This is a genomic window from Kocuria carniphila (genome assembly GCF_004136555.1).
In the GTDB taxonomy this organism is placed as follows: domain Bacteria; phylum Actinomycetota; class Actinomycetes; order Actinomycetales; family Micrococcaceae; genus Kocuria; species Kocuria carniphila.
The window spans coordinates 113,624-125,512 of record NZ_NOIT01000004.1 but is presented as its reverse complement, the minus strand read 5'-3'; the positions used below and the strand labels follow the sequence as shown (position 1 = coordinate 125,512).

Here is an 11,889-nt window from a genome sequence, read left to right as displayed (position 1 = left end):
CGTGATGAAAAACCTCATGGCCGATCAAGTGCGCCGGGTACGGGTAACCGAACCGATCGCTACAGATGGCCGCCCCTTCGACTACGCCGATGCCTTTGAAGTTAGTGTTCCCCATCCGGATATGAGCGCTCCACGGGAGTGGCTGCATGAAGGGTTGGCAACGACCTCGGGTGTGGTGACGCGGCTCGTTGGTGTTCTTGGGCTTGGTGAATCACCAACTGAGGTTGGCCAGCTGGGACCTTTCCGGATCATCGAATCCAGCGCGGAAGTGATCCACCTCGAAGCGGCCATTCCACTGATGCACATCACTATGGTGGGTCGACGAACTGTGCCTTCGCAGCGGCGGCTAACGACCGTCCTCCACTTCAGGCGACCACTTCTGGGCCGAATTGCCTGGACGATTATCGGTCCGGTGCATCGCCGAGCGGCAAAGTCGCTCATCACCGCCGCGACGACTCTTCGTCCGGATCAGGAGCTTGACTCGGCGGCGGGCTCGACCCAGGTTGACCGTGGGTCTCGCGTTTCCGGTCTGGCTTTCGTGGACGAACATGCCGTGGTGATCAATGCACCTGCGAACAACGTCTGGTTGAACCTGAGTGCCGCGCTTGACCAGACGTTCTCAGGATCAGTCGCAACAACCTATGCCCGGGTTGCAGGTTGTGCAGAACGATCTCCATCTGGACCGAGGCCCCTTGCTATTGATTCGACACTCGTCGGGTTCCGAGTCGCCAGTGCGAGGCCCGGAGCGGAACTTGAGCTCACAGGGAGGCACCGGTTTTCCGTGTATGCCCTGTCGTTCCACATGGAGCAGGCAAATAGCGGACAGACGCGTCTTCGGGCAAGAACCCATGCCAATTTTCCGGGCGGGGGCGGTCGCTTGTATCGCTTGCTCGTGGTGCGGACCGGTTTCCATGCTCGATCCGTGAGGCATTTGCTCAAGGACATCCAGCGTCAAACTGAATCCTCCCGGGGCACCGGCTGAGACGACCGCAACGAAAGGACCGGGATCGGGAAAATGAGAGTCATCATGGCGCTGAATGATTGGCGCTAGTGTGACTCACATGACATTTCGCTTTGACACCCCCGAGCATCTGGTCGCCTCACCTCGACTCTCCGGATTCAGTACCCATCCCTCCGGAGGTGTGATTGCCCTGCGTAAAGAACTCTCCGCTGACGGCAAGAAATACGTGGCCCAGGCGTGGTCCGTAGAACACATTGATGATCGTGCGGTCGGTAGGCAACTGACCCACGATCAGCACGGGGTCTCGGAAGTGTGTCCGGCGCCCGATGGCAATGTGTTCTTCACTTCGGGTCGGCCGTACGGGGATGACGACAAAGAACGCACGCGACTATGGTTGCTGCCGCCGCACGGTGAGGCGCGGATGATTCTGGAACGGCCCGGCGACGTCGAAGACCTCAAGCTGGGTGGCGAACGCTTGTTCTTCGTGAGCGGTACGCTCCCGTCTGCCCGCCATGCGAAAGACATGAAGGCGGAGAACGAGCGGTTGGACAAGCTCCGTGAGGATTCGGGGGTGAGTGCGATCCTGTACGAGAAAGCGCCCACTCGAGACTGGGATCACGACCTGGGACCGGATGAACCGACCTTGTGGTTCGTGAACGCGTCGGAAGCGATCGGCGGCGCTGCGGTCCAGGACAGCATGCGACCTGTTCGGCTTCCGGAAGGCCGTCTGCTTGGCTATGAGCCTTCACCCGATGGAAGCTTTGTGGTGGTCACAGTGAACGCCTGGATCGACGGCGGCTGGGAGCGATCGGAGGTCTGGCGCATCCCGGCAGCGGAGGATGGTTCCGGCGAACCCCAGCTTATCCGCGCCGCTGACTCGAACATCTGGTGGGAAACGGGCCCGGTCAGCCCCGATGGAAGCCGGGTCATTCTGCTCAAGGAACAGCTGTGGAGGAGTACGCAAAACCTCTCGGTGTCACTGTGGGCGTACGACTTCGACTCGGGTGATGCGCAAGAAATCCTGCACGGAGACGAATACTGGGGAGAAGGCCCCCGGTGGATCGATGACAACACCGTGGTGTGCAGTGCGGATTACCGGGGCCGCGGGATTGTGTTGCGCGTGACCTGCGCCCCGGGGCAGGAACCCAGTGTCGAAATATCTGCCGGTGGTGATGGCCAAGGGTGGACGTACGGTTCTGTTCAGGTTGCAGGGGACGGGCTCTGGGCCCTGCGATCGCGGGTGGATCGTCCCGAGGAACTTGTCCGCTGGCCCGTCGACGAATTCTCAGCTGATCCCGCGCCTGTCGAGGGCATCCTTCCCGACGACGTTCCGGCCGGTCGGCTCGAAGAGGTCACCACGCTTGCGGAAGACGGCACGGAGATCCGAGCCTGGCTCGCACTACCGGACACCCCCGCCGCGGCGGAACTTCCCCTGCTGGTGTTCGTACATGGCGGTCCGTGGGCATCCAACAACGCGTGGTTGTGGCGGTGGAACCCCTGGCCGTTCGTGACCCGCGGCTACGCGGTATTACTTCCGGACCCTGCCATCTCGACCGGCTACGGCCAGCACATGATCGACCGGGGTCAACAGGAACTAGGTGGTGCACCGTTCACTGATGTCATGGCCCTGGTGGAAGCTGCGACGCAACGCCAGGACATCGACGCCGACCGGCAGGCACTACTGGGCGGTTCCTACGGCGGGTACATGGCCAACTGGGTGGCCGGGCACACGGGGGAGCGGTTCAAATGCATCGTGACCCACGCGTCCTTGTGGGATCTGCACACCATGGGCTCGACCACCGACAACACCGAATGGGAGGAAGCAATGGCGCCGTCGCAGGCGGATCACTATTCACCCCATCGGTTCGTGGATGACATCCAGGTGCCCATGTTGGTGATCCACGGCGACAAGGACTACCGCGTGCCCATCTCCCAGGGTCTGCAACTGTGGTCTGATCTACAGCGGCATACCGCGGTTACGGGACACAAGTTCTTGTACTTCCCGGATGAGAACCACTGGATCCTCAAGCCCGCGAACGCGCGTACCTGGTACGAGACGGTTCTGGCCTTCGTGGATGAGCACGTGCAGGATAAGCCGTGGCGCAGGCCGGAGTTGTTGGGGTGAGAAGCGGAACTGTGAGGGGAATACTGCGGCTCCCTTTACAGTGTCAGACCTTGGAACGCGTGAGAAATGAGTGATAGGTCACGTGTGGACGAGCAGCTCACTCAGGAAGAGTAGAATCGCTGAGATTCCCCTCTACCTCGATTCATGAAGAGAGACTTGCGTATGTCTGAAACCACCGCCCAGCGCGCCGATCTGCGCAACGTGGCAATTGTTGCCCACGTTGACCACGGCAAGACCACCATCGTCGATGCCATGCTCCAGCAGACGCACGCTTTCTCCTCACACGGAGAGGTCGAAGAACGAGTCATGGACTCGGGCGACCTGGAGCGGGAGAAGGGCATCACCATCCTCGCGAAGAACACCACGGTGTTCTACGACGGCCCCTCGGCCGACGGCGAAACCATCACGATCAACGTGATCGACACCCCGGGCCACGCTGACTTCGGTGGCGAGGTGGAGCGCGGCCTGTCCATGGTGGACGGCGTGGTGCTCCTGGTCGATGCTTCCGAGGGTCCCCTGCCCCAGACCCGTTTCGTGCTGCGTAAGGCCCTCGAGGCCAAGTTGCCCGTGATCCTCGTGGTCAACAAGGTGGACCGCCCGGACGCCCGCATTGAGGAAGTGGTCTCCGAGACCATGGACCTGCTGCTCGGCCTGGCTTCCGATATCTCCGAGGACTACCCGGAGATGGATCTGGACGCCGTTCTGGACGTCCCCGTGGTCTACGCCTCCGGTAAGGCCGGTCGTGCGTCCACCGACCAGCCCGGCAACGGCGAGCTCCCCGACAACGAGGACCTCGAGCCGCTGTTCAAGACCATCATCGAGCACATCCCGGCACCTTCTTACGAAGAGGGCGGCGTGCTGCAGGCCCACGTGACCAACCTGGACGCCTCCCCGTTCCTGGGTCGTCTGGCCCTGCTGCGTATCTTCAACGGCACCCTGAAGAAGGGCCAGACCGTTGCGTGGGCCCGCCAGGACGGCCAGCTGAAGAACGTCCGCATCTCCGAGCTGTTGGCCACCAAGGGCCTCGATCGCGTTCCCGCCGAGCAGGCCGGTCCCGGTGAGATCGTGGCCGTCGCCGGTATCGAGGACATCACCATCGGTGAGACTCTGACCGACCCGGAGAACCCGCAGCCGCTCCCGCTGATCACCGTGGACGATCCCGCGATCTCCATGACCATCGGTATCAACACCTCCCCGCTGGCCGGTCGCGTCAAGGGCGCCAAGGTGACCGCCCGTCAGGTGAAGGATCGCCTGGACAAGGAGCTCATCGGTAACGTCTCGCTCAAGGTTCTGCCCACCCAGCGCCCGGACGCCTGGGAAGTTCAGGGTCGTGGCGAGCTGGCACTGGCCATCCTCGTGGAACAGATGCGCCGCGAAGGCTTCGAAATCACCGCCGGTAAGCCGCAGGTGGTCACCAAGACCGTCGAGGGTAAGGTGCACGAGCCCTACGAGCACATGACCATCGACGCCCCGGACGAGTTCCTCGGTGCCATCACTCAGCTCATGGCGGCACGTAAGGGCCGCATGGAGGGCATGGTCAACCACGGCACCGGTTGGGTGCGCATGGAGTTCAAGGTTCCTTCGCGCGGTTTGATCGGCTTCCGTACCAAGTTCCTGACCGAAACCCGCGGCGCCGGCATCGCCTCCTCGTACGCGGACGGATACGAGCCGTGGGCCGGCGACATCGAGTACCGCACCAACGGCTCGCTCATTGCTGACCGTTCCGGTGTGGTCACCCCGTTCGCCATGATCAACCTGCAGGAGCGCGGTTCCTTCTTCGTGGAACCCACCTCTGAGGTGTACGAGGGCATGATCGTGGGTGAGAACTCTCGCGCGGACGACATGGACGTGAACATCACCAAGGAGAAGAAGCTCACCAACATGCGCTCTTCCACCTCGGACAGCTTCGAGCACCTCACTCCGCCGCGCAAGCTCACGCTCGAGGAGTGCCTCGAGTTCGCTCGCGAGGACGAGTGCGTCGAGGTCACCCCGGAGGCCATCCGCATCCGCAAGGTCGTCCTTGACGCCAACGAGCGCGTGAAGGCTGCTCGTCAGCGGGCTCGCGTCTGATCATGAGCACACCGCAATACCCCCAAGCGGGCACGGTCACCAAGGGCGCAGTGGATTCACTGCTGCCCGCGGGCCGTGCCCCGGGGGACGCGCGGATCCTGTGGGTTCACGCCCACCCGGACGACGAGTCGATCGCTACCGGTGGCTCGATCGCCCACTACGCGCGCACCGGTGCCAGCAACGTGCTGCTCACCATGACGCGCGGTGAACGCGGCGAGGTCATTCCCGCGCCATTGGGCCACCTCGAGGTCGGCCAGCCCGGCTGCCCCGACACCGACGGCACGGCCCTGGGCCTGTATCGCGTGGGCGAGCTCGACGACGCCGCCGCGGCACTCGGTCTCTCCGATCGCTTTTTCGCGGGGGAGACCCCCGCCTTTGATGAGTCCGTAGGTTTCGCCAACGGGTTGGGCCGTTACCTGGATTCCGGGATGAGCTGGGGCGACAACGGTAGGGCACAGCCCGCTGAGGACGTCTCGTCGGCAGCCCTCACGTCGGCCACCGAGGACGAAGCCGCCGCCCACGTGGCCGCGGCGATTCGAGAAGTCCGTCCGCACGTGGTGGTCACCTACTGCGACGACGGCGGTTACGGCCACCCGGACCACGTGCGCACCCATCACGTCACGATGCTCGGCATCGACAAGGCCAAGAGACCGGCCGACGGCGCGGAAGCCTGGGACGTCCCACTCGTCTGGGGCACCGAGGGCGACGTGGATCCCGAGGACCAGCGGCAACAGGCCGTGATCTCCGGGGACCTCGACGCCAAACGCGCGGCCATGGCGGCCCACGCCACTCAAATCGTTCTACCGGAAGACGCATCCGAGACGTTCGAGCTGTCCAACGGCGTTCCGCAGAGGTTGACGGCCACCGAGCACTATCGCTTGCTCAGTGGGGACCTGAACAGCGGAGACCTAGACAGCGGAGACCGCTCATGAGCCGTGCCGAACGGACTCCCGTGAATCCTGCCCCGTGGCAGAACAGCGCAGGGAACGGGAACCGCGGCGACCAGATCTCCACTGGATACGACTCCGCTACTCGACTCTCCGCAGACGGCACTAAGCCTGCCGCGGCGGATCCCGCGGTTGCGAACCCGGCCGACGAAACGGGGGAGACGGACGAGACCACCGCGACCGGGGCGGCGTCGGCGCGCCCGACCACCCTGTCCGCCGTGCTGACCACCGTGATCACCGGCCTGCTGATCGGCTCCGTGGCCACCGTGATGCACGCGAACATCTGGTACGTCAACGAATCCTTGTGGCTACCGTGGGGACTGTTGTTCTCCGGAGCCCTCGTGTGGTTCGCGAGCGTGTGGTGCGGTACCGCGACCCGTCGGGTGTGGGCCGCTGCGGTCCCCGGCCTGCTGACCTACGTGCTCTCGTGGGGGTTCGCCTATCTCAAGAACGGCTCAGCCCTGGTGGTCACCTCGTGGGAAGCGCCCATCGGCATGGTGGGTTACGGATGGTTCGCCGTGATTTTCGTGGCAGTCATGGCGGCCGTGATTGTTACGGGCCGCTACATCGTCAGACTCCGCCGACAAGCACGTGACTGACCACGCGGTTAGACTGTTGGCTGATCCCCTCGAACCAGGAAAGGTACGTTTACCGTGACATACGTGATCGCTCAGCCTTGTGTGGACGTCAAGGACAAGGCATGCGTCGAAGAATGTCCCGTGGACTGCATCTACGAGGGAGAACGCTCCCTGTACATCCACCCGGACGAGTGCGTGGACTGCGGCGCGTGCGAACCGGTGTGCCCCGTGGAAGCCATCTACTACGAGGACGACACCCCGGAGGAATGGGCCGAGTACTACAAGGCCAACGTGGAGTTCTTCGATGACCTGGGTTCCCCGGGCGGTGCCGCCAAGCTGGGCAACACCGGTAAGGATCACCCGATCATCGCCGTGCTGCCCCCGCAGAACCAGGACTGACCGTGACGCAGCAGCGCGCCTTCGGTCTGGATCTGCCGGATTACCCGTGGAACTCGCTCGCGCCCTATCGCCAGCGCGCGGCTGAGCACCCGGGCGGCACCGTGGACCTGTCCATCGGCACGCCCGTGGATCCCACGCCGCTCGTGGTCCAGGATGCGCTCGCGGCCGCCTCGGACGCGCCCGGCTATCCCACTACGCACGGAACGCCCGCGCTGCGCGAGGCGATCGTGGACTGGTACTCCCGACGCCGCGGCGTCGCCCATCTGGACCCGGCCGCCGTGATGCCCACCGTGGGTTCCAAGGAATTGGTCGCGTGGCTGCCGCTGTTGCTGGGACTGGGCCCGGGCGACGTCGTCGCGCGTCCGACCGTCGCGTACCCCACCTATGACATCGGGGCGCAGCTGGCCGGCGCCGAGGCCGTGGCCGCCGATGACCTGGACGACCTGGAGCCGGAGATTCGCTCTCGTGTGCGCATGGTGTGGGTCAATTCGCCGGGTAACCCCACCGGAATCGTGCGTGACGCTGCGAGCCTGAAGAAGATCGTGGACCAGGCGCGTGCGCAGGGTGCCTTGGTCGTTTCGGACGAGTGCTACGCCGAACTGGGCTGGGGCGATTGGGACGTGGCCGAAGGCGGCGAACCCGTACCGTCCGTGCTGGACGAGCGCGTGACCGGGGGAGACCTGTCGCTCGTGCTGAGCGCGTACTCGCTGTCCAAGCAGTCGAACCTCGCGGGCTACCGTGCAGCGTTCTTGGCCGGTGACCCCGAACTGATGCCGTCGCTGATCAATTCGCGCAAGCACGCGGGCATGATCGTGCCGTATCCCGTGCAGGAGGCCATGCGAGTGGCTCTCGCCGACGACGCCCACGTGGCGTCCCAGAAGGCGCTCTACCGTGACCGTCGCGCCAAGTTGTTGCCCGCCGTGGAGGCTTTCGGGCTGCGCATCGACCATTCCGAGGCCGGTCTGTACCTGTGGGGAACCGCGGGGGAGGACACCTGGGACACTGTGGGTCGCTTTGCCGAACTGGGCATCGTGGTGGGCCCCGGAACGTTCTACGGGGACGCCGGAAACGGCTACGTGCGACTGTCCATGACCGCCAGTGACGAGCGGATCGATGCCGCTGTAGCACGACTGCGCGAGGCCGTGTAACCACACTCATCGCATGTCGAATGAGTGGAACCTACGCCACACCACGGGGTAGGTTAGATGATGATCAAACTGTGCCCCATTATGTGCGTGACAGTCACGGAAACGAAGTTGTTGCCGTGAACGGGACCGCGAACAGCTCGCGGGGCACCCAAGCAAACCGTGGAGGACAACACCATGGCAGAGGCCAAGAAGAACGCCCAGAAGGTTGAACTGAACTATCAGGACGGCAAGGCATTGGAGCTGCCCGTCCTGGAAGTCACCGAAGGCAACCAGGGCTACGGTCTGGGTTCGTTGCTCAAGGAAACCGGCAACGTGACCTACGACCCGGGCTTCATGAATACGGCCAACACCAGGTCCCAGGTCACCTACATCGACGGCAACAACGGGATTCTTCGTTACCGCGGTTACCCGATCGAGGAACTGGCGGAGCACTCCAACTTTGTGGAGACCGCCTACCTCCTGATCTACGGTGAGCTGCCCACGCGCGAAGAGTACGAGGACTTCGAGCACCGCATCACCACACACACCATGGTCCACGAAGACATCAAGATGTTCTTCAACGGTTTCCCGCGTTCCGCGCACCCCATGCCCGTGCTGTCCTCGGCCGTGTCCGCGCTGTCCACGTTCTACTCGGACTCCCTGGATCCGTTCGACAAGGAACAGGTGGAGATCTCCACCATCCGCTTGCTCGCCAAGGTCCCCACCCTGGCCGCATACGCGTTCAAGAAGTCCATGGGTGAGCCGCAGCTCTACCCCCAGAACAAGCTCAACTACGCGGAGAACTTCCTGCGCATGTGCTTCGGCGTGCCCGCCGAGGACTACGAGGTGGACCCGGTGGTCGCCAAGACCCTGGACATTCTGCTCATGTTGCACGCGGACCACGAGCAGAACTGCTCCACCTCCACCGTGCGCCTGGTGGGCTCCTCGCACGCCAACATGTTCGCTTCCGTCTCCGCGGGCATCAACGCCCTCTACGGCCCGCTGCACGGCGGCGCCAACGAGTCGGTGCTGCACATGCTTGACCAGATCCAGAACCGCGGCCTGTCCGCAGACGAGTTCATGGAGAAGGTCAAGAACAAGGAAGACGGCGTCCGCCTCATGGGCTTCGGACACCGCGTGTACAAGAACTACGACCCGCGCGCCAAGATCATCAAGGGCTACGCCCACGACGTCCTGGCCAAGCTGGGTGGCAACAACGAGATGCTTGACCTTGCCATGAGCATGGAAGAGAAGGCCCTTGCGGACGACTACTTCGTGGAGCGCAAGCTGTACCCGAACGTCGACTTCTACACCGGCCTGATCTACAAGGCCATGGGCTTCCCCGAGAAGATGTTCACCGTGCTCTTCGCCATCGGCCGCCTGCCGGGCTGGATCGCCCAGTGGCGCGAGATGATCGAGGATCCGGAGACCAAGATCGGCCGCCCGCGCCAGCTCTACGTGGGCGAGGGCGAGCGCCACTACCCGACCTCCAACTAAGCGCCACGCTTCAGTAGAACACCCCGTCACCGACTCAGGTCGGAGGCGGGGTGTTCTGCTGTGCGGCGGTGCGCTGCGGCCTGCGTGTGAGGGGACGTTAGGGCCGTGCGCCGCACCTGAGGTGTCGTTGGAACCCTTGGAGGGGCGGAGAAGGGTTCTTGGGGCGCAGGAGGTGTCCGTGAGGGTTCCAGCGGCGCACAGTGCGGCATGCATTCCAGGGGACACGGCGAGCAGCGCGACGAGACTAATCGTTCAGATCAGCGAGCTTCTTCTCAAGTTTCACCTGTTTACGATGCAGGCGGCTCCAGCTGAACATCCGCAGGCTGACCATCTTTGCCAGTTCCTTGCGAGAGGGGAGCTCGTGAGCGGCGAGATCGCGATCGATGGCGGCTTCGTCGTCGCCGTCGTGCCGGTCCATGAGGTCGTTCGCGGCCTTGGCGCGCTCGGAACTCAACGGATGCTCCTGGATTTCGGCATTGACCGCATCGAGTTCAGCCTGTAGCTCCTGGCGTTTGTCCAAAGACAAGTTTGTTCTCCCTGATAGCCCTATGCGTACGAATAGAAACTAACAAGGTTCGTAGCGCATCGCGACAGCGCCGGACTTGTACTCGACGCGGTCAACGAGTCGGAGGTCCAGGGGTTTGGACAACCCTGCGAACAGCGTGGGGCCGTGGCCGATCACCCGTGGGTGGACGACCAACTCGTATTCGTCGATCAATCCCAGATCAGCCAGCGCCAGCGGTAATGTCACGCCACCGACGAACAGCCCTTCGCCGGGTTCCTCCTTGAGAGCGCGGACGGCTTCGCCCGGATCACCCCGCAGGAATTCGGAGTTCCAGTCGAGGCTGTCCAGAGTGCTTGAGACCACGTACTTCTTGGCCGAGTCGATGGTCTTCGCGAACGGCTCCATCCACGGCACGATCCACTCGCCCCACGTACCCGTGACCGGGTCGCGGCGCCATGCTTCTTCCATCATCTGATAGGTCACCCTGCCGAAAATGAGGGCGTCCGCTCGTGCAAGGGTCTCCGCCGCACGGCGGTGAAGTTCTTCGTCAGGAACGGCCGCCATATGATCTACGCAGCCGTCCAACGTGACGTTGACGGAGTACCTGAGCGGTCTCATGGCCCCAGGGTACGCCCGGGGCGAGCACTCGGGAAGGGTCAGCCGTCGTAACCGTTGGGGTTGTTCTTCTGCCAGTTCCAGTGATCGCGGCACATGGTGTCCATGTCGCGGTCCGCGGACCAGCCCAGTTCGGCCAGAGCGGAGGAGGGGTCGGCGTAGGACACGGCGGCGTCACCGGCGCGGCGGGGTGCGATCTCGTAGGCGATGTCGCGCCCCGATGCCTTCTGGAATGCGTCGCGGACCTCGAGCACGGAGTAACCGCGGCCGGTGCCCAGGTTCCAGACGTGCACTCCGGGGTCCTGGCTAATGCGGTCCAGCGCCTTGAGGTGACCGTCCGCGAGGTCCACCACGTGGATGTAATCGCGCACGCCGGTGCCGTCCGGAGTGGGGTAGTCATCGCCGAAGACCATGAGCTTCTCGCGGCGGCCCACGGCAACCTGCGCCACGAACGGCATCAGGTTGTTGGGAATACCCGAGGGATCCTCGCCGATCCGGCCGGATTCGTGCGCACCCACCGGGTTGAAGTAGCGCAGCAGCGCCACGGCCCAGCGGTCGTCGGACGCGGCGAGGTCCGCGAGCATGTCCTCGATGTGCTCTTTGGTGCGCCCGTACGGGTTCTGCGCGTCCATGTTCTGCTTCTCGGTGAGCGGCATGGTCTCGGGCGCGCCGTACACGGTGGCCGAGGACGAGAACACGATGGAGCGGCAATCGTTCTCATCCATGGCCCACAGCAGGTTCACGGTGCCGGACACATTGTTCGTGTAGTACCACAACGGCTTCTCGTTGGATTCGCCCACGGCCTTGAGGCCCGCAAAGTGGATGACGGCCTGGGGGCGATGACGAGCGAACACGCGGTCGAGCCCGGCGCGGTCCAGTAAGTCGACCTCTTCGAACGCAGTGATCTCGCGGCCGGCCAGTTCCTGGACCCGTTCCAGGGACGTCTTGGACGAGTTGGAGAGATTGTCCAACACCACCACGTCGTGGCCTGCCTCAAGCAGTGCCAGAACAGTGTGCGAGCCGATATAGCCGGTTCCCCCGGTCACGAGAATCTTCATGGGCACC

11 protein-coding genes are annotated in these 11,889 nt (G+C 63.7%); 8 read left to right on the top strand and 3 right to left on the bottom strand.

Annotated features, from left to right (window positions below; all coding sequences use genetic code 11):
* Positions 1–4 precede the first annotated feature (4 nt).
* From EWV37_RS15540 to EWV37_RS04070, 8 genes are all read left to right on the top strand, one after another.
* Positions 5–982, top strand: coding sequence for a DUF2867 domain-containing protein (locus tag EWV37_RS15540; protein ID WP_202976179.1), 978 nt, complete (start codon positions 5–7; stop codon positions 980–982).
* Positions 983–1,061: 79 nt separating this feature from the next.
* Positions 1,062–3,086, top strand: coding sequence for a S9 family peptidase (locus EWV37_RS15630; protein WP_238663054.1), 2,025 nt, complete (start codon positions 1,062–1,064; stop codon positions 3,084–3,086).
* A gap of 162 nt (positions 3,087–3,248) precedes the next feature.
* Positions 3,249–5,156 carry a translational GTPase TypA gene (gene typA / locus EWV37_RS04095; RefSeq protein ID WP_095797466.1) on the top strand — a complete coding sequence of 636 codons (1,908 nt, stop codon included), beginning with the start codon at positions 3,249–3,251 and terminating at the stop codon, positions 5,154–5,156.
* A gap of 2 nt (positions 5,157–5,158) precedes the next feature.
* The gene (locus EWV37_RS04090) at positions 5,159–6,088 is read left to right on the top strand and encodes a PIG-L family deacetylase (protein WP_129699985.1); all 930 of its coding nucleotides are present in this window, start codon (positions 5,159–5,161) and stop codon (positions 6,086–6,088) included.
* Positions 6,085–6,702, top strand: a complete 618-nt coding sequence (locus tag EWV37_RS04085) for a hypothetical protein (protein ID WP_095797464.1) — start codon at positions 6,085–6,087, stop codon at positions 6,700–6,702. Before EWV37_RS04090 ends, EWV37_RS04085 begins: the two co-directional genes overlap by 4 nt.
* A 54-nt stretch (positions 6,703–6,756) precedes the next feature.
* Entirely contained in the window at positions 6,757–7,080 is a 324-nt protein-coding gene (gene fdxA, locus EWV37_RS04080; protein ID WP_095797463.1) for a ferredoxin, read from the top strand.
* A 2-nt stretch (positions 7,081–7,082) separates the two neighbouring features.
* Positions 7,083–8,228 carry a succinyldiaminopimelate transaminase gene (dapC, locus tag EWV37_RS04075; RefSeq protein WP_129699983.1) on the top strand — a complete coding sequence of 382 codons (1,146 nt, stop codon included), beginning with the start codon at positions 7,083–7,085 and terminating at the stop codon, positions 8,226–8,228.
* A gap of 174 nt (positions 8,229–8,402) precedes the next feature.
* Positions 8,403–9,704, top strand: a complete 1,302-nt coding sequence (locus tag EWV37_RS04070; RefSeq protein WP_095797461.1) for a citrate synthase — start codon at positions 8,403–8,405, stop codon at positions 9,702–9,704.
* 244 nt (positions 9,705–9,948) lie between these two features.
* On the opposite strand, the gene EWV37_RS04065 is transcribed toward EWV37_RS04070, so the two are convergent.
* From EWV37_RS04065 to galE, 3 genes are read right to left on the bottom strand one after another with little or no spacing between them, the layout of a single operon-like run.
* Entirely contained in the window at positions 9,949–10,230 is a 282-nt protein-coding gene (locus EWV37_RS04065; RefSeq protein WP_129699981.1) for a hypothetical protein, read from the bottom strand.
* A gap of 39 nt (positions 10,231–10,269) precedes the next feature.
* Positions 10,270–10,827 carry a dihydrofolate reductase family protein gene (locus EWV37_RS04060; protein ID WP_129699979.1) on the bottom strand — a complete coding sequence of 186 codons (558 nt, stop codon included), beginning with the start codon at positions 10,825–10,827 and terminating at the stop codon, positions 10,270–10,272.
* Between the two features lie 38 nt (positions 10,828–10,865).
* Positions 10,866–11,882 carry a UDP-glucose 4-epimerase GalE gene (galE, locus tag EWV37_RS04055; protein ID WP_095797458.1) on the bottom strand — a complete coding sequence of 339 codons (1,017 nt, stop codon included), beginning with the start codon at positions 11,880–11,882 and terminating at the stop codon, positions 10,866–10,868.
* Between the last annotated feature and the right edge of the window lie 7 nt (positions 11,883–11,889).